Source organism: Sphingorhabdus rigui, from assembly GCF_014196595.1.
GTDB lineage: Bacteria > Pseudomonadota > Alphaproteobacteria > Sphingomonadales > Sphingomonadaceae > Sphingorhabdus_B > Sphingorhabdus_B rigui.
The window spans coordinates 1,445,621-1,464,803 of the sequence record NZ_JACIEA010000001.1 but is presented as its reverse complement, the minus strand read 5'-3'; the positions used below and the strand labels follow the sequence as shown (position 1 = coordinate 1,464,803).

The 19,183-nt window shown below is 58.1% G+C and carries 14 protein-coding genes and 1 riboswitch; of the genes, 10 read left to right on the top strand and 4 right to left on the bottom strand.

Annotation, left to right across the window (positions count from 1 at the left end):
- The first annotated feature begins 21 nt into the window (after nt 1-21).
- From ftsZ to GGR91_RS06655, 10 genes are all read left to right on the top strand, one after another.
- The gene (gene ftsZ, locus GGR91_RS06700; protein ID WP_183941258.1) at nt 22-1,512 is read left to right on the top strand and encodes a cell division protein FtsZ; all 1,491 of its coding nucleotides are present in this window, start codon (nt 22-24) and stop codon (nt 1,510-1,512) included.
- Nucleotides 1,513-1,624: 112 nt separating this feature from the next.
- Entirely contained in the window at nt 1,625-3,262 is a 1,638-nt protein-coding gene (locus GGR91_RS06695; RefSeq protein WP_183941256.1) for a tetratricopeptide repeat protein, read from the top strand.
- Nucleotides 3,263-3,301: 39 nt separating this feature from the next.
- Entirely contained in the window at nt 3,302-4,453 is a 1,152-nt protein-coding gene (locus tag GGR91_RS06690; RefSeq protein WP_183941254.1) for a deoxyguanosinetriphosphate triphosphohydrolase, read from the top strand.
- Nucleotides 4,450-5,106 (top strand): NAD-dependent epimerase/dehydratase family protein, encoded by a 657-nt coding sequence (locus tag GGR91_RS06685; RefSeq protein ID WP_183941252.1) that lies wholly within the window; start codon nt 4,450-4,452, stop codon nt 5,104-5,106. Before GGR91_RS06690 ends, GGR91_RS06685 begins: the two co-directional genes overlap by 4 nt.
- A 34-nt stretch (nt 5,107-5,140) precedes the next feature.
- Nucleotides 5,141-5,229, top strand: a riboswitch (glycine riboswitch).
- A 182-nt stretch (nt 5,230-5,411) separates the two neighbouring features.
- Nucleotides 5,412-6,560: a glycine cleavage system aminomethyltransferase GcvT gene (gcvT, locus tag GGR91_RS06680; protein ID WP_183941250.1), complete on the top strand. Its 1,149-nt coding sequence runs from the start codon at nt 5,412-5,414 to the stop codon at nt 6,558-6,560.
- Complete coding sequence (gcvH, locus tag GGR91_RS06675; protein ID WP_183941248.1) at nt 6,557-6,928, top strand: glycine cleavage system protein GcvH; 372 nt, start codon at nt 6,557-6,559, stop codon at nt 6,926-6,928. The genes gcvT and gcvH overlap by 4 nt, the downstream gene beginning before the upstream one ends.
- A 123-nt stretch (nt 6,929-7,051) precedes the next feature.
- Nucleotides 7,052-8,410, top strand: a complete 1,359-nt coding sequence (gcvPA, locus tag GGR91_RS06670; RefSeq protein WP_183941246.1) for an aminomethyl-transferring glycine dehydrogenase subunit GcvPA — start codon at nt 7,052-7,054, stop codon at nt 8,408-8,410.
- Nucleotides 8,407-9,975: an aminomethyl-transferring glycine dehydrogenase subunit GcvPB gene (gene gcvPB / locus GGR91_RS06665; protein WP_183941244.1), complete on the top strand. Its 1,569-nt coding sequence runs from the start codon at nt 8,407-8,409 to the stop codon at nt 9,973-9,975. Before gcvPA ends, gcvPB begins: the two co-directional genes overlap by 4 nt.
- Nucleotides 9,972-10,601, top strand: coding sequence for a DUF938 domain-containing protein (locus GGR91_RS06660; protein WP_183941242.1), 630 nt, complete (start codon nt 9,972-9,974; stop codon nt 10,599-10,601). Before gcvPB ends, GGR91_RS06660 begins: the two co-directional genes overlap by 4 nt.
- A gap of 155 nt (nt 10,602-10,756) precedes the next feature.
- A complete protein-coding gene (locus tag GGR91_RS06655; protein ID WP_183941240.1) occupies nt 10,757-12,316 on the top strand; it encodes a fatty acid--CoA ligase in 1,560 nt (519 codons plus the stop codon).
- 10 nt (nt 12,317-12,326) lie between these two features.
- Here GGR91_RS06655 and GGR91_RS06650 read toward each other — a convergent pair whose 3' ends face one another.
- The 4 genes from GGR91_RS06650 to GGR91_RS06635 form a co-directional block, all read right to left on the bottom strand.
- A complete protein-coding gene (locus tag GGR91_RS06650) occupies nt 12,327-13,628 on the bottom strand; it encodes a UDP-glucose dehydrogenase family protein (protein WP_183941238.1) in 1,302 nt (433 codons plus the stop codon).
- A 102-nt stretch (nt 13,629-13,730) separates the two neighbouring features.
- A complete protein-coding gene (wecB, locus tag GGR91_RS06645; protein ID WP_183941236.1) occupies nt 13,731-14,861 on the bottom strand; it encodes a non-hydrolyzing UDP-N-acetylglucosamine 2-epimerase in 1,131 nt (376 codons plus the stop codon).
- 117 nt (nt 14,862-14,978) lie between these two features.
- Nucleotides 14,979-18,083 carry an efflux RND transporter permease subunit gene (locus GGR91_RS06640; RefSeq protein WP_183941234.1) on the bottom strand — a complete coding sequence of 1,035 codons (3,105 nt, stop codon included), beginning with the start codon at nt 18,081-18,083 and terminating at the stop codon, nt 14,979-14,981.
- 12 nt (nt 18,084-18,095) lie between these two features.
- Nucleotides 18,096-19,142, bottom strand: a complete 1,047-nt coding sequence (locus GGR91_RS06635; RefSeq protein ID WP_183941232.1) for an efflux RND transporter periplasmic adaptor subunit — start codon at nt 19,140-19,142, stop codon at nt 18,096-18,098.
- Nucleotides 19,143-19,183 lie beyond the last annotated feature (41 nt).

Below are 19,183 nucleotides of genomic sequence, written 5' to 3'. Positions count from 1 at the left end.
AGAGGCTAGGGGGATAAAGTTATGAGCATCAATATCGGTCCACCAATGGTTGACGAGTTGAAGCCAAAAATTGCAGTTATTGGTGTTGGTGGTGCAGGCGGTAACGCCGTCGCTAACATGATCAGCGCAAGGGTAGAAGGCGTCGACTTCGTTGTTGCCAACACCGACGCACAGGCGCTGAACGCGTCGCCTGCCGAATATCGCATTCAGCTTGGACCTGAAATCACGCAGGGCCTTGGTGCAGGTTCACGCCCCGAAGTTGGCCGTGCTGCGGCTGAAGAAACGCTTGAGCAAGTGAAAGTGGCGCTGACCGGTTGCCACATGTGCTTCATCGCGGCTGGCATGGGCGGCGGCACCGGAACGGGTGCTGCGCCGGTTATCGCCAAGGTCGCGCGCGAAATGAATATTTTGACGGTCGGTGTCGTGACCAAGCCGTTCATGTTTGAAGGTTCGCGCCGCATGCGGTCCGCAGAATCGGGTATCATCGAACTGCAGCAACATGTCGATACGCTGATCGTTATTCCGAACCAGAATTTGTTCCTGGTGGCCAACCCGAACACCACTTTCAAGGAAGCGTTCCAGCTTGCTGATGAAGTGTTGCAGCAGGGCGTCCGTGGCATAACGGACCTGATGGTTATGCCTGGCCTCATCAACCTCGATTTTGCCGACGTCCGTTCAGTCATGCACGAAATGGGCAAGGCAATGATGGGCACTGGTGAAGCTGAAGGCGACGGCCGCGCGCTCGAAGCTGCGGAAAAAGCCATTGCCAACCCATTGCTCGACGGCGTGTCGATGCAGGGCGCAAAGGGCGTCATCGTATCGATTACCGGTGGCGAAGATATGCGCCTGATGGAAGTTGACGAAGCTGCCAACCATATCCGTGAGCTGGTTGACCCCGATGCAAACATCATCTGGGGTTCGGCATTCAATGAAAATCTGAACGGCAAAATTCGCGTTTCGGTTGTCGCAACAGGCATCGATAACGAAGGTTTTACACCGACGACGGCGTCACAAAGAACGCCATTCTCGTTCAGCCGTCCTGCGGCTGAGCCTGTTGTCGAGGCCGCACCTGCGGCAACTTCATTGTTTGAAAGTGCAGCTGACACATCAACAGCCGAAGAAACGGCTCCAGCTGAATTCGAAAATGAAGCAGACGATGACAGCTTGGTCCTTGGTAGCGATTTTGCGGTCAGGGATTCAGGCGAAGCTGAAGAAGAAGCGGCAGCAGCACATGCTGATTATAATGCCAGCCCCACGGACTCTTGGGCGAATGCCGACGCACTTGACCTCGATACGCCTGTGACCGAAGGCTTCGCATCTGCGGCGCCGGTCGACGTGACTGAGCCACCCGAACGCGCTGCACCCCGCATTCCAACAGGCGGTACATTGTTTGAACGCATGTCCAACCTGTCGCGTGGTCTCACCCGTTCCGAAGACGACGCGGAAAAGGGCAATGAAGGTGCAAATGGTATAGGCTTCCCAAGCTTTCTTGACCGTCAGAACAACTCATAAGACGCGCGGCAAGCGCACCGTCATCTTGTCGTTTCTATGCAACCGTTTGTCGGACCAAAGCGTGAATGCGCTTTGTGTTCGGCAGTCGGCAGCTACATAGAAAAACATGGATGTGACAATATTACGTAGCCTTGGATTCGGCAGCGCGCTGCTATTTTCGGCAGGTGGTCTGTCACCTGCCGTGCATGCACAGGCCGTTGATGAAAGCGCGCTGGAGGCGCTTGATCGGCAAACGCCGGCGGTCGTGCCAAATGTTGCCGAGCCCGCTGGCGCGGTGGAACTGCGGGCCGCGATGCGGCGCATTTCTTTTAACCCAAGCGATGCAGATGCCTTGGCGGATGCCGGCAATGCCTCTTTGTTGCTGGGTGATGCCAATGCCGCGCTCAATTTCTTCACGCGCGCCAATGCGATACGCCCTAATAACAGCCGGATCGTGTCCGGCCTGGCCATAGCAACGGTGCGGACAGAAAACCCGTTTGAGGCTTTGCGCCTGTTTGATGATGCCGTTCGGTTGGGTGCGAACGAACGTTCGATTGCCGCCGACCGCGCGCTGGCGTTTGATTTGCTGGGCAATTTCGGCCGTGCACAACAGGATTATCAACTGGCGCGGACCGCGGCATCATCTGATGATATCATCATCCGTCAGGCCGTGTCTCTCTCGCTTGCGGGGCAAAAGGAACAGGCCGACGCGATGCTTGTGCCGCTCTTGCAGCGCAACAGTCCGACGGCATGGCGCGCCCGGGCTTTTATGTTGGCCGCGCGTGGTGACTTGCGCGAATCCAACAAGGTTGCGCAGGGCTTCATGGACGCAGCATCGGCGCAAAAGATGGAGCGGTTCTTCCGCTTGATGCCAAATTTAACCGGCGCGCAGCAGGCGGCCGCCATTCATCTGGGGCATTTTCCAACCAGCCAATCGGTCGGGCGTGACAGCGAACAGGTTCGCCGTGTCGCCGCAACCGCGCAGCAGCCTGCCGTCGCCCCCAACCAAAACCGCCTCATTCCATCAGGCGCGCCGCTGGGAACAAAGCCGACAGCAGCGCGCGACGCAAAAAGCGAAGCAAAGCCACAGAGCAAGCCGGACCGAAAAACGCAGGAACGTACCGAAGTTCAGGCCGCGGTTCCAACAACGCCCCGGCCTGATCCTGTTGTTGCAAAGGTTGATCTGGCAGCAACGGTCGCGGGGACGACGCCAACCGCGCAAGAACCGGTATCGCTTGCGGCGGCAACGCCCCCGCAACCCGCTCCCGCTAAAATCATCGCGGCACCAACAGCTGTACCTGCTTCCACTGCCTCGGCGGGCTTCAGTCTGGATGCCATTGTTGGCGCCATCGAAATTCCGGAGAGTGAGCAACGGCCTTCGGAAGTTCCGGTCGATTTGAAAAAGCTTAAACCCGTGACACCCAAGGCAGCGGCAGACGCCAGCAAAGCCGCCAAAATTGACCCGAAGGCTGCCGCCAAAGCCAAGTTAGAGGCTGCAAATCCAGCGCGCATCTGGGTGCAAATCGCAACGGGCGAAGCCAGTGGGCTTGGTTTCGACTATCGCAAATTGACGAAGAACAACCCTATATTGTTCAAGGCGCAGAAGCCGTGGACATCTCCATGGGGCAAGACCGCACGACTGCTGGTTGGCCCGTTCCCGGATGTGAAGGCCGCCAAAAAATGGGAAGGCGAGTTCAAGAAAGCGGGCGGCGACGCATTTATGTGGAAAAGCGAGATTGGCGTTCCAGTGAATGCCTTAAACGTAAAATAGCAGCTTCCTGTCGCGGCGCCTTGGTTGCATAAGCGCTGCATGTCGCAACTGGCTTCCTACGCATCACTTCCCGGCCACAGCCGCGGCCGATTTTATTCCGAGCCCGATCGCGATATTCGCGGCCCGCGTGATATATTCCAGCGTGACCGTGATCGCATCATTCATTCGATTGCGTTCCGGCGGCTTCGCCACAAAACGCAGGTGTTCATCTCGCCCGACGGCGACCATTATCGTGTGCGCCTGACGCACAGCCTTGAAGTCGCGCAAATTGGCCGCACCATTGCCCGCGCGCTTGGCCTGAATGAAGACCTGACCGAGGCATTATGTCTGGCGCACGATATCGGGCATCCGCCCTTTGGCCATGCGGGCGAAGACGCACTTGAGGCGACGATGAAGCCATTTGGCGGGTTTGACCATAATGCGCAGACGTTGCGCACGCTGACGCAGCTGGAATCGCCTTATCCGTCATGGCCGGGCCTGAACCTCAGCTGGGAATTGCTGGAAGGGCTGGCAAAGCATAATGGACCCGTTGCCCGTCCGGGCTGGGCATTGTCCGAAGTCAACGCGCAGTTCGACCTGAGCCTGACCGACTGGCCATCACTTGAGGCGCAGATTGCGGCGATCAGCGACGATATCGCATATGATAATCATGACATTGACGATGGCATCAGGGCAGGGTTGCTGGACATCGAACAGCTGCTGGATCTGCCGTTCGTAGCACAGCGTTGGGAAGCGATTTTGGACCGCTATCCAGACGTGCCGCAGCGCCGCCTGATCGGTGAGCTGACGCGCCAGCAGATTGGCGTGATGGTCAATGATGTGATTGAATCAACACGCGCCAGAATCGCGCAGGCGGGTATCAAAACCGCTGATGACGTCCGTAAAGCCGGTATCATGATTGGTGGGTTTTCGGCAGAAATGGCGGCGCGCGAACGGCAACTTAAATCATTCATGTATGAAAAGCTGTACCACCATCCGACGCAATTGGCGGCGGCAGAAGAGGCAACCAAAATTGTGCGTGAACTGTTTGCCGCCTACCGCGACGATCCTGCATTATTGCCGGATGAATGGCGTGACAGCCTGCCCAGCGAAGAACCGCAGCGCAGCCGCCATATCGGGGATTTTCTTGCGGGCATGACCGACCGTTATGCAACCGATCGGCACCGCGAAATCTGTGGAACCATCGCATGAGCCGCAAGATAGTCATCGCGGGCGGTTCAGGCCTAGTGGGCAAACAGGCGGCGGACATGTTGGCGCGCGCCGGGTTTGCGGTCCACCTCGTGTCGCGCCGCCCATCGCACACATTGGCTCCGGACATAAAGGAGCATGTCGCGCCAACCGCCGACTGGCCAGCGATTGTGGCAAGCATAAAGCCGGACGTCGCCATTTCCGGTTTGGGGACGACGATACGCACAGCCGGATCGCGCGAAGCCTTTAAGGCCGTTGACCATGATCTGGTGCTCGCCTTTGCGCAGGAAAGCCATGATGCCGGCGCACGGCATTTCATTACGATATCATCCGTCGGCGCGATGCCCGCGAGCAGCAATTTCTATTTGCGAACGAAAGCGGACATGGAGCAGGGGCTGCGTAACATCGGCTTCCAACGCCTTGATATCATGCGGCCCAGTCTGCTGACGGGTGGGCAGCGTGACGACCGCCGTCCGGGCGAGGCATTGGGCATATTGCTGTCGCCATTTGTGGACATTTTGATGTTTGGACCGATGCGGAAATTTGCGTCCACGCCGTCGGGCAAAGTCGCAAAGGCCATCGCCAACTTGGCAAAATCGGGCGACGATGGCGTGTTTATCCACGAAAATGAATCGATAAACGCGCTGGCTGGTTGACTCTCCAAGGCGGTAAGGCCAATGCGGATTCGTCGCTGACGAAGCGGGAGAGCGTCCCTTTAAGGGGCCGCCGAAGGAGCAACCGCCCCGGAATCTCTCAGGCAAAAGGACCGCTTCGGCTTTTGCGACACTCTGGAAAGCGCATGTCTTTGCCATTTGCAACGACATGCCACCGAAGGTGTAACCTGCCTTTGCCATCGTTGATGGCAACCAAGGCGGATAAAGCTCTCAGGTACCCGTGACAGAGGGGGCAGCAGACTATGCGCCAACCGGCGTCGGTCGCTGCGACTCTTGAACGGACTGATATGAGTGAAGAAGACGAATTCGAACTAGAACCCATCGAAATATTGGAGCTGCCGCTCGACGCATGGCACCGCGACAAGGGCGCGCGTATGGTCGAGTTTGCCGGCTATCACATGCCGATCCAATATGAAGGAATCATGGCCGAACATATTTGGACCCGCGAGAATGCGGGGCTGTTCGATGTCAGCCATATGGGGCAGCTGATGCTGACCGGTGAAGGCGCGGCCGAAGCGCTTGAGGCGATGGTCCCCGGTGACATATCTGCGCTTAAAGAGGGCAAGATGCGTTACTCGCTGCTTCTGGGTGAAGATGGCGGCATTCTGGACGACATGATGATTACGGCCGTGCCTATGGGGCTGTATGTGGTCGTCAATGGCGCGGTGAAATGGGACGATATGGGCTATTTGCGGGAGCATTTGCCCGATGAGATTACCATCAACCATATGGATGACCGCGCATTGCTGGCGTTACAAGGTCCAAAGGCCGTGGACGCGCTTGTCCGCGTGGTGCCCGGTGTTGACGCGCTCTATTTCATGGAGGCCGGTTCCTTCTTCTGGGGACCCAAGACCGATCCGGAGCCGCTGTGGATCAGCCGTTCGGGGTACACTGGCGAAGATGGCTTCGAAATTTCGGTGCCTGCGGCCCATGCAAAGGCACTTGCGGACCAAATCTGTGCGCAACCTGAAGTAAAGCCCATTGGCCTTGGCGCACGCGATTCCTTGCGGCTTGAGGCAGGCTTGCCGCTGTACGGCCATGACATGAACCCCGACATCGACCCTGTCGAGGCGAGCGCAGCATTCGCCGTGTCGAAGCGCCGCCGTGCCGAGGGCGGGTTTTTCGGGTCGGATCGCATCCTAAATGGCTTGGCCAATGGCCCCGCACGCAAGCTTGTCGGGCTTTCGGTCGAGGGCAAAATGCCCGTGCGCGAAGGCGCACCCGTTTTTGCAGGCGATACGCAGGTTGGCGTCATTACGTCGGGCGGCTTTGGTCCAAGCGTCGGCGCGCCGATTGCCATGGGCTATATTGACGCTGGCCATAACGCCACCGGCAGCATGCTTGAGGCGGAGGTGCGCGGCAAGCGTGTGTCCGTCACGGTTTCATCCTTACCCTTCATCCCACATCATTATCATCGCAAAGGAGCGCAGACATGACCCGTTATTTCACCGAAGATCATGAGTGGATCGAAGTCGACGGCGACAGCGCCACTGTTGGCATTACGGACTATGCACAAAGCCAGTTGGGCGACATCGTGTTCGCTGAAGTCCCCGCGACTGGCGCGACGCTGAAAAAAGGCGGCGATGCTGCGGTTGTGGAATCGGTCAAGGCCGCGTCGGATGTCTACGCACCCGTCAGCGGCACCGTGATTGAGGGCAATGACGCCTTGGAAGGCGACCCCGCACTCGTGAACAGCGACCCGGAAGGCGAAGGCTGGTTCTTCAAGATCACGCTCAGCGACACCAGCGAGCTCGACAGCCTGATGGACGCGGCCGCGTACAAGGCATTTGTCGACGGGCTGTAGGGATATTTGTCATTCCCGCGAAAGCGGGAATCCATGGCCTGCAACAGGCGTTTAAACGGCCACTTCAGACCATGGATCCCCGATCAAGTCGGGGATGACCCAGTAGAAAGAAAGCTGACAGACATGCGTTATTTGCCGCTCACCCCATCCGACCGTCAGGCCATGCTTGGTGTCATTGGGGCCAAATCGATTGATGATTTGTTCGCCGATGTGCCTGCGGAGGCGCAGCTGGACGGGCCGATCCATGGCTTGCCCAACCACGCCAGCGAAATGGCGGTTGAGCGGCATTTTTCCAATCTCGCCCGGCAAAATATGACCGCGTCGCACACGCCGTTCTTTTTGGGGGCAGGCGCGTACAAGCACCATGTCCCGGCAAGTGTTGACCATATCATCCAGCGCGGCGAATTCCTGACGGCCTATACGCCGTATCAGCCCGAAATCGCGCAGGGCACGCTGCAGATGCTCTTCGAATTCCAGACGCAGGTTGCGCGGCTGTTTGGCTGCGATGTGGCCAACGCATCGATGTACGATGGTTCGACCGCATGTTGGGAAGCCATTGGCATGGCGGGCCGCATCACGAAGCGCAGCAAAGCGGTACTCTCGTCGGGGCTGCACCCGCATTATGTCAGCGTTGCAAAGACGATGGCGCAATATACCGGCGATACGCTGGACACTGCCTTGCCGCAGCTTTCGCCTGCCACCGATAGCGCACGCTTGCTGAATGCCATCGACGGCGAGACAAGCTGCGTTGTTGTGCAATATCCCGATATTCTTGGCCGTATTGAAGATCTGTCCGCGATTGCGGCCAAGGCGCATGAAAATGGCGCGCTGTTGATTGCTGTGGTCACCGAACCCGTCGCATTGGGTGCCATCAAGGCGCCGGGGGACATGGGCGCGGACATTGTTGTGGGTGAGGGGCAGTCGCTTGGCGTCGGTCTTCAGTTCGGCGGGCCTTATGTCGGGCTGTTTGCGTGCAAGGAGAAATTCGTTCGCCAAATGCCCGGTCGCTTATGTGGTGAGACTGTGGATGCCGAGGGCAAGCGCGGTTTCGTGCTGACGCTGTCCACGCGTGAACAGCATATTCGCCGCGAAAAGGCGACGTCAAATATTTGTACGAATTCAGGTCTTTGCGCATTGGCCTTCAGCATTCATCTGACATTGCTGGGTGAAAAAGGGCTGCGCGGATTGGCGGAACTCAACCACGGTCTTGCCGTCCAAGCCGCCGACCGGCTTTCGCAAATCGCTGGCGTTGAATGCATCAACGACACATTTTTCAACGAATTTACGTTGAAGCTGCCGAAGGAAGCACGCCCCGTCGTGCGGGCATTGGCCGACCGGAAAGTCTTGGGCGGTGTTTCCTTAGGCCGCTTATATCCCGATGTGGATGCGCTCGCCAATGGTCTGGTGGTCGCGGTGACCGAAGCCGCGACCATGGAGGATGTGGAAACATTTGCCGCCGCATTGCAGGAGGTCTTGGCATGAGTACGATCAATCAAAGCGGTTGGAAGCCCGAAATGGGCAGTGCGGGCGAGACCGGCCCCGCGACATATACCGGCAACAAGGCGCTGATGCTAGAAGAGGCGTTGATTTTCGAAATCGGCACGACCGGAACAACGGGCGTTGATCTGGCCGACGCGCCGAAGGTCACGTCGCGCCTTGGCAATTTGGCCCGCCATCGCGACATCGGCCTTCCCGGCCTGTCGGAACCCGAAACGGTGCGGCATTACACCCGCCTCAGCCGTCAGAATTATGCCATCGACCTGGGCTTCTTCCCGCTGGGCAGCTGCACCATGAAGCATAACCCGCGGCTCAACGAAAAAGTCGCGCGGATGGAGGGCTTTGCCGATGTCCACCCGTTGCAGCCCGTTGAAACGGTACAGGGCGCATTGGGCGTCATTCACGAACTGGCGCATTGGCTGGTCACGCTGACGGGGATGAAAGCCGTTGCGATGTCACCCAAGGCAGGTGCGCATGGCGAATTGTGCGGTATCCTTGCCATCCGCGCTGCTTTGACCGCGCGTGGCGATGCCCGCTCGGTCATCCTCTGCCCTGAAAGCGCGCATGGCACCAACCCGGCCACCGCTGCCTTTGCTGGCTATGCGGTCGAAAATATCCCGGCAACGTCGGAAGGCCGCGTTGATTTGGCTGCGCTGAAGGCGCGGCTGGGTCCAGATGTTGCGGGCGTGATGATTACCAATCCCAACACCTGCGGTCTGTTCGAACGCGACTTGCGCGAGATTTCGGACGCAGTCCATGCTGCTGGCGGCTATGTCTATTGCGACGGCGCGAACTTCAACGCCATCGTCGGCCGCGTGCGTCCCGGTGACTTGGGCGTCGATGCCATGCACATCAACCTGCACAAGACATTCTCGACGCCGCACGGTGGTGGCGGACCCGGTTCCGGCCCCGTTGTGCTGTCCGAAGCGCTAGCGCCTTTTGCGCCGTTGCCTTTCGTTGACAAGGACGGCGAGCGTTATGTCCTTGTTGAGGAAGAGACCGCTGGCGAGCACCATGAGTCCACGTTCGGCCGCATGGTTGCCTTCCATGGTCAAATGGGCATGTTCACGCGCGCGCTGTCCTACATCATGTCGCATGGTGCCGATGGTTTGCGTCAGGTTGCCGAAGATGCAGTGTTGAACGCCAATTATATCTTGCGCAGTCTTGAGGATGTGCTTGAGGCGCCCTTTGCGCATAGCGGTCCGTGCATGCATGAGGCATTGTTTAGCGACAATGGCTTAGCCGAGGGCTTTTCAACGCTCGATATCGCCAAGGGCCTGATTGACGAAGGCTATCACCCGATGACGGTCTATTTCCCACTCGTCGTGCATGGTGCCATGTTGATCGAGCCGACCGAAACCGAGAGCAAGGCCACGCTTGACCAGTTTATTGGTGCGATGCGCTCGGTCGTGCAACGGGCGAAGGCAGGGGACCCGATGCTGAAATCCGCGCCACATCACGCGCCACGCCGTCGCTTGGATGAAACCCAAGCTGCGCGTAAACCCGTGCTCGTGTGGCGCGAACCCGAACAGGCAGTTGCGGCGGAGTGACCACGCCGCAGCCTTTTGTGTTTGAACGCGGCCCCGAGGTAAAGCGGCACGCGCCAGCGACCGTGCGTAATCGCGATGCGATTGCGCAAGCACTTGCCAAACTGCTACCTGAACGCGGGCTCGTGCTGGAAATCGCGAGCGGCACGGGCGAACATGTGGTGCACTTTGCCAAGCTGTTCCCCGCCTTGACATGGCAGCCGACCGACCCCGATCCCATTGCGGTGGCGTCGATTGACGCGTGGCGTGCGGACGAGAATGCGGCGAATGTCCTACCTGCGATGTTGCTGGACGCGGCATCCGATTGGCCCATGACGCATGCCAATGCGGTGCTGTGCATCAATATGGTGCATATCAGCCCATGGGCGGCCACCGTCGGATTGCTGCGCAATGCAGCGCGAACGCTTGGACCGCCCGAACCGCTGTGCATCTATGGGCCATTCCGTCAGCGCGGTGTTCCCCTTGCGGAGAGCAATGCTGCATTTGATGCGTCATTGCGCCAACAAAACCCCGAATGGGGTTTGCGGTCGGTGGAGAATATCAACGAAACCGCAAGCGAGAATGGCTTGCGCCTCGACCAGATCGTCGAAATGCCTGCCAACAATCTGCTGCTGCTATTCCGGGCTTAGCCAGTCAAGTCGCCGATAAACTTTGGCTTCTCCTTAATCCGCGCATTCAAAGGGGGAAACCAAGACATAATGAGTTTGTTGACAACTGGCTATAATCTCTCGACAAAATACATCAGGGTTGCTGCCAAACGCGGCCCGATCTTGGGAGAGATGACATGGCGGTGGCCGACTTCGACATATTGACCTTTGACGGTTTTCTAACCCTTTGGGCAAAGGACCGCCCCGATGGGCCCGCTCTGTCGCAAGATGACCGCGCTTTTACATATGCCGGGCTCGAAGAGCACACCGCGAAAATCGCGTCGATGCTGATGGCTATGGGGCTTAAAAAAGGCGACCGCATTGCGTGGATTGGCAAAAATAGCGACCTGTATTTTTCGCTGTTTTACGGGGCGGCACGCGTTGGCATCGTCATGGTGCCGATTGGCTGGCGGTTGGCTCCTGCCGAATGGGCATATATTGCGAAAGACACCGGCGCGCGCGTTTTGTTCGCGGGGCAGGGGTTTGACGCGGGCGTTCAGGCACTTGCCAAAGACGTTCCGGGTGTTGAGCATGTTATCGCAGAAGATGATGCGCGACGGATGATCGATGCGACACCACGCGCTGCGTTTGAACCTGCTGGCGCCGATGATGCCGCGCTGCAGCTTTACACATCAGGGACGACGGGTAATCCCAAGGGCGCCGTGCTGTCGAACCGCAACCTGTTTGCCCTGCGCAAGCATTCTGCCGATTCCGAACATGCCTATACCAAATGGGAGGATGATGAAGTCGTCCTTATCGCCATGCCTTGCGCGCATATTGGCGGGACGGGGCTCGGCATCATGGCGCTTGCGTCTGGCTTGCCAGGGTTGGTTCAGGCTGAATTTTCGCCGGATGCGGTTTTTGATGCGATTGAAAAAGGCGGCGCGACGCGGTTGTTCATTGTGCCTGCCGCCTTGCAAATGATGGTCAATCACCCGCGTTGCCGCTCGGTGGATTACAGCCGCCTGAAATATATTCTCTACGGTGCGGCGCCGATTCCGCTCGAGCTGCTGCGACAATCCATGGATGTGTTCAACGCGCAGTTCATTCAAGTCTATGGCATGACCGAAACAACAGGCACAATCTGCATGCTGCCGCCCGAAGACCATGACCCCAATGGCAACAAGCGGATGCGCTCGGCCGGAAAGCCGTTGCCCGGCGTTGATCTGCGCATTGTTGATGGCGCGGGCAATGACATGCCGGTGGGAGCGGTCGGTGAAGTGTGGACGCGGTCTTCGAACAATATGATCGGCTATTGGAATTTGCCCGATGCAACCAAAGGCACCGTCGCCGACGGCGGCTGGATTAAAACGGGCGATGCCGGATATCTGGATGAAGACGGCTATTTATACATTCACGACCGCGTCAAAGACATGATCATCACCGGTGGCGAAAATGTTTACCCTGCTGAGGTCGAGAGCGCGATTTACGGCCACCCCGATGTTCTGGAAGTCGCCGTCATTGGTGTACCCGATGCCAAATGGGGCGAGGCGGTGAAAGCTGTTTGTGTGCCCAAACCCGGCACGCAGATTGATGTTGAGAGCGTGATGAACTGGGCCCGCGAACGTATCGCAGGGTTCAAGGTACCGCGCTCGGTGGATGTCATCGAAGCCCTGCCGCGCAACGCATCGGGCAAGATTTTGCGTAAGGATTTACGCGCACCTTATTGGGCCGGATATGACCGGCAGGTAAATTAAGTCCGTTGGCTTAGCGGCCGACACTGACATAATTGAACCCTGCGGCCTGCGCTTCTTCCGGACGATAGATGTTGCGCAGGTCGACCAGCACGTCGCCTGCCATCGCGGCATGGAGCTTTTTGAGGTCCAACGCGCGATAGGCGTCCCACTCGGTCACCAAGGCAACGGCATGCGCGTCTTGCGCGGCGCTGTACGCGCTGTCGGTCATGACCACGTCGGGCAAGATCTTTGCGGCTTCCTCCATGCCTTCGGGATCATGGGCGTGCACAATGGCCCCGGCATCCAGTAGCGTCTGGATAATCGCAATCGACGGCGCATCGCGCATATCGTCGGTATTGGGTTTGAAGGTCAGACCAAGCAACCCGATCTTCATGCCGCGCACATCACCGCCCAAGGCATTGATGATCTTGCGGCCCATCGCTCGCTTTCGAAGGTCATTGGCCTGAACGACGGCTTCAACCACGCGGACCGGGGTTTCATTGTCCTGTGCGGTCTTGAGCAAGGCCAGCGTGTCTTTTGGAAAGCAGCTGCCGCCATAGCCCGGCCCCGCATGCAGGAACTTTGGCCCAATGCGGTTATCCAAGCCAATGCCGCGCGAGACGTCTTGCACATCAGCACCCAGTTTCTCGCACAAATCCGCCATTTCGTTGATGAAAGTGATCTTCGTCGCGAGAAATGCGTTTGCGGCATATTTGATCAGCTCTGACGAACGGCGGCTGGTGAACAGCAAGGGCGATTCATTCAGGAACAAGGGACGGTAAATCGCACGCATGACATCGCGGGCCCATTCGACATCGCTGCCCACAACAATGCGGTCGGGGCGTTTGAAGTCGCCAATGGCTGCGCCTTCGCGCAGGAATTCCGGGTTTGAAACAACGGCAAATTCAAGGTCAGGGCTGGTTTGCCGAATGATGCGCTCAACCTCGTCGCCGGTGCCCACAGGAACCGTGGACTTCGTCACAACAACCGTGCCGGGATCAATTGCACGCGCCAGCTCTTCGGCTGCGGCATAGACATAGCTCAAGTCCGCATGGCCATCGCCGCGGCGTGACGGTGTGCCAACGGCGATGAAGATCGCACCGCACCCTTTGACCGATTGCATGACATCGGTTGAAAAGCTCAAACGGCCGGCATCGACATTGGTCTTGACCAAAGCATCAAGCCCCGGTTCGTAAATCGGCATGATATTGGCGTTCAGGCGCGATATCTTGCCCTCATCCTTGTCGACGCAGACAACTTCATGCCCGAAATCTGCAAAACATGCGCCAGATACAAGGCCAACATAGCCCGAACCGATCATTGCGATTTTCATTACGATACCCTTTTGGAGGCGACTGCCGATTGCTTGCGCCTTATGCCTTTATCATGACAGGAACAAGTCTTGCGTCGGCATGTTCAGCCGAACGCGCGTATGTCAGGCTGCTCGACGACGGGTATGATCGATGATTTCCGCTATGCGCTTGCTGGCTTGACCATCCCCAAATGGGTTGTGCGCACGGGCCATGGCTGCATAAGCGGCATCATCGTCTAAAAGCGTGAAAATTTCGGCAATGATGCGGTCTTTATCGGTGCCGATTAGCTTGGCTGTGCCCGCTGTGACGCCTTCCGGGCGCTCGGTGGTGTCGCGCATGACCAACACCGGCTTTCCAAGCACGGGAGCCTCTTCCTGAACGCCGCCGCTATCGGTTAACATGATGTGGGATATCGACAGTAAGCGGGCGAAGTTGGGATAATCCAAGGGTTCAATCATGGCGACGTTGGGTAAGTCATCCAGTGCGGCTTCCATGACTGCCCGCACATTTGGGTTCATATGCACGGGGAAGATGCACGCGACATCGTCCCGCGCCGCAATGGCCCGAATGGCCGATGCGATGTTGCCCATGCCATCGCCGAAATTCTCCCGACGGTGCGCCGTGATGCCAATGATCTTGCGGCCACGGAACCGCTCTTCATATGGCGCAAGGTTTGCTGCCAATGCTGGGTTTTGCGCGATGCGATCGGTTACCCAATGCAGCGCATCAATACCTGTGTTGCCGGTGACGTAAATGTTTTCGGGTGAAACCGCCTCTGCGGTAAGCGCAGCCGCAGACACAGCGGTTGGTGCGAAATGCTGATCCGCAATCGAGCCGATAATCTTGCGGTTCACTTCCTCAGGCCATGGCTGGCGGATATTGTTGCTGCGTAAACCCGCCTCGACATGGCTCACGGGAATTTGGCGATAATAAGCGGCGAGTGCGCCGACCATCGCGGTTGCGGTGTCGCCTTGGACGATCACGCGGTCGGGTTTTGTAGAATCGAGCACGCGGCCAATAGCCTCCAACAAGCGCGCTGTGAGCGCATCAAGCGACTGCCCGGGTTGCATGAGGTCGAGGTCATAATCCGGGACGATGCCGCTGATGGCCAGCACTTGATCAAGCATCTGCCGGTGTTGCGCGCTCACCAATATTTCCGTGCGCATATTGGCGTAGATTGCCAGCGCATTGACCACAGGAAATAACTTTATGGCTTCTGGCCGCGTGCCAAAGATAACCATATTCTTATGCATGTCGGGTTCCTGCAGTCGATGCGCCTGTGCAGGTGGCCGTCTAAGCCCAACATGTTAAGAAGTGACGAAGTCACAGCGTCAAAGGGCGGGCCCCTTGGGAGGCCCCTGCGATAGCCGTCAGGCTGCGCCTTTTTCCTGTTCAGCCAGTTCCTGCTGCAAACGGCGCGTGACCGCTTCTGGCGATCCCGTATATTTCGCAAGCCGCGCATAAATCAGCGGGATGAGGACCAGCGTTATCAACGTGGCGAGCGTTACACCGAAGACAATCACCACCCCTATAGAAGACCGCGCCGCACCGCCAGCGCCATTGGCAATAGCAAGCGGGATTGCACCGAACACGGTCGCAATCGAGGTCATCAGAATTGGTCGCAAACGGCGCGCTGCAGCTTGCTGGATCGCCTCCAGAATTTCCAAGCCTTCATCGCGCAACTGGTTTGCAAATTCGACAATCAGAATGCCGTTCTTTGCCGCAAGCCCGACGAGCATGACGATGCCAATCTGGCTGTAGAGGTTGAGCGTCATCCCGGTCAGCGCAAGTCCAATGATACCACCGCCGACGGCCAATGGAACGGTGGTGATAATTGTCGCAGGGTGGACAAAGCTTTCGAACTGCGCCGCAAGGACGAGATAGACCAACAGGATCGTGATGAAAAACACGAGGATGATGGAACCGCCCGTTTCCTTATACGCTTGGCTTTCACCGCGATAGCCGACGGCCAGCACTTCTGGCGATGCAGCGGCTTGCTCTTCCAGAAACGTGAGTGCTTGCCCCATTGAATAGCCGGGCGCCAATCCGCCAGACAGCGTAATGGCGCGCAGCTTGTTATAACGGCCAAGGTCGCGTGCGCCGGCGGTTTCTTTATAGGTGATGAGGTTGGCGAGCGACACCAAGGAACCATCGCGGCTCCGCAGCTGGATAGCGGCCAAATTCTCGGCCGTTGCGCGGTCTTGGGCATCGGCCTGAACAATCACGCGATACTCTTCGTCCCGATCCACATAGGTTGAGACACGGCGCGACCCCAATAGCGACTGCAGCGCTTGGCTGACGTCGGCAACGGATACACCCAGGTCACCGGCGCGTGCCGTGTCGACCTGAATCTCCATTTGCGGTTTCGTTTCCTTATAGTCGGAATCAAGGTTCACAATGCCCGGATTTTCCCGCGCGGCAGTCAATATCCTGTCACGCGCAACGCTTAGGGATTCATAAGTCGAACCTGCGATGACAAAGTTCAGCGGCTGGCCCCGGCCACGTCCGATAGACGACCGCGCCGCGCCATTACCGCGCACAGCGGGCAGATCAGCAAGGATTTTGTTGACCTGTGCGACGACATCTTCGGTCTTCTCGGTGCGCTCTTCCCATGGTTTCAGGAAGATGACGAAAGTACCAGAATTGAAGTCGTCGCTCGCGGAAAAGCCGCCGGGTGTGCGTTGAATGATGGACCGAACCGTACCCTTATCGAGCAATTCCAAAAGCGGTTTGGACGCATCCAACATATATTTGTCCATCGCTTGGAAGCCAGTGCCTTCGGGCGCCGAAATGTTCGCATTCAAGATGCCCACATCCTCGGCTGGCGCGAGTTCAGACTGCAGCGTCGTGAACAAAAGGCCTGCGACAAGCAAAAATCCAATGACGCCAAGTATCGCGGCCAAGGGCTTGGCAATCGCGCGGGACAGCATATGCGTATAGCGCGTCTCCACGCGTTGGAATTTGTCATCCACCCATGACGCAACACGTCCGCGCTTTTCCTGCTTGAGCAGTTTCGAACACAGCATCGGCGCAAGGCTGAGCGCAACAAAGCCCGAAAAGGCGATGGCGGCAATCATTGCACCTGCAAGCTCGCGGAATAGCAAGCCGGTCTGGCCTGTCAGAAACATAACGGGCACGAATACCGCGCAGACGACGATGGTGGTTGATACAACCGCAAAAGCGACCTGCCGCGTACCCGTCACCGCCGCGACAAGGGGAGGCTCGCCTTGTTCAATCCGGTGGTAGACATTTTCCAACACCACGATGGCGTCATCGACCACCAGCCCAATTGCGAGGACAAGCGCCAGCAGCGTTAACAGGTTGATGGAAAATCCGAACAGCCACAGCACCGCAAAGGTTGCGAGCAAGCAGATGGGCACGGTGATCGCCGGAATAAGCGTTGCGCGCCAGCTGCCCAAAAACAGGAAGATGACTAAGACAACCAATGCCGCCGCTTCCGCCAAGGTGGTCCACACGCCGCTGATCGCTTTGCTGATGAACAGCGAGTCATCCGATCCAACGGTAATGGTCATGCCCTTTGGCAGGTCGCCTTTGATGCGTTCGGCGAGCGCCTTTGCGCTTTCGGCGACAGCCAAAGTGTTGGCACCCGACTGGCGGACGATGCCCATACCGAGCGCAGATTCGCCGTTCAGCCGGAATGCCGCATAGGGATTTTCCGGACCGGTTTCGACGCGCGCCACATCCGCCAGACGAATGAGCGAACCGTCGGCTCCGCGTGCAACTATCAGCTGCTGGAACTCGGCCTCATTCCCAAATGGTCGGCTGACGCGCAGGGTTACGTTTTGATCGGTAGACTCCAAGCGACCGGCGGGCAGTTCGACATTCTGGCTGCGCAGCGCATTTTCCACATCAAGCGGCGTGAGGCCCAATGCCGCAAGGCGGTCTGGCTGCAGCCAAATACGCATCGATGGCCGGGCTTCGCCGCCTACAAATATGCGCGCCACGCCATCGAGGGCGGAGAACCGGTCCACCAGATTGCGGTCGACATAGTCGCTGAGTTCAAGCCGCGACCAACCCGGTTTAGACACCACGAGAAAGAGAATGGGCGATGCATCGGCATCGACCTTGCGCACTTCAGGCGCGAGCACTTCTTCGGGCAAATCATCCGCAACCCCACCGACACGGTCGCGGACATCGTTCGCTGCGCTGTCTACGGTGCGGCCCGGCGCGAATTCGATGGTGATCTCGGACTGCCCGTCGCGCGAACGGGACGTGATGGTTTGAATGCCTTCAATGCCGGCAAGCGCATTTTCGAGCACCTGCGTCACCCGCGTTTCGACGACACTGGCCGCAGCGCCGGTATAGGCGGTTCCAACCGACACAATCGGGGGTTCCGTGTCGGGATATTCGCGAACGGGTAAGTTTAAAAAGCCGACAATGCCGACCAGCACCATCAAGATCGCAATTACGGCTGCGAATACGGGTCTGCGGACCGAGATGTCGGAAAGTGTCATCTCAAACCTGCATCATTTGCTTTTTGCGGGGGCTTCGCCAGCTTTGGCTTTTCCGGTGCGCACTTTGGCACCATCCGACAGCTTCACGACGCCTTCGGTTACGATTTTGTCGCCGACTTTAAGTCCGCTGATGATTTCGACCAGATTGCCGTCGCGTCCACCTGTCTTAACCTCAATACGTTTTGCCTTTTGATCGGCATCCAGCATGTAGACGAAGCTCGCATCGCCTTCACGGACGAGCGAGAGTTCAGGGACCGCCGGGGCGTTTCGCGTTTTCGATGTAATTGTGACCGACAACAACATTCCCGGTTTTAACTGTCCGTTGCGGTTCGGCAATATCGCGCGCAGCGTGGCGGTCCGCGTTTGCGGGTTCACCACGGGATCGATCGCAATGATTTTTCCTGAAGCGATATAATCGGGGAAAGCCGCCGCCTTCGCACTGATGTCTTGGCCAACACGGACGTTCGCCAACATCGTTTCGGGTATGGTGAAATCCAGTTTAATTGCACTCAGGTCGCTGACGGCGGCAATTTCGTCGCCAGCGCTTACAACTGCGCCAACCGATATGCGGCGCAGCGACACTTGTCCCGAAAAGGGTGCCCGCACAACGCGGTCGCCAATCGTCGCGCGCGCTTCATTGGCGGCGGCTCTTGCCGATGCCGCAGATGCGGTTTGCGCCTCAAGATTGGCGTTGGTTGCAAAGCCGCGCCGATGGAGCTCACTAATCCGCGCCAGTTGCTGATCGGCTTGACGCGCGCGCGCCTGCGCGCTGGCGAGTGATGCCGTTTCCTGCCCTTGCGCCAGAACGGCCAGCATCTGGCCCTGCCGTACATAGTCGCCGTCGGAAAAGCCAAGCTGCGTGATGCGTTCGGTCACAGGCGCGCGAACCGAAACCTGCTCATTTGCGTTCGCGGTGCCAACGGCAACGTAGCGGTCCGAAAATACATGCTGTGTTGCAGAACCCAGTGTGACCAAAGGCGCAGGGCGGTCGCGTTTTTCTTCACCGCCGCCACAGGCAGCGACACATAGCATCAACGATAGAATGAGTGGCTTGCGCATTTTTTCACCGGTGAGGGGAGATGGATATCGAAGTTCGCGTG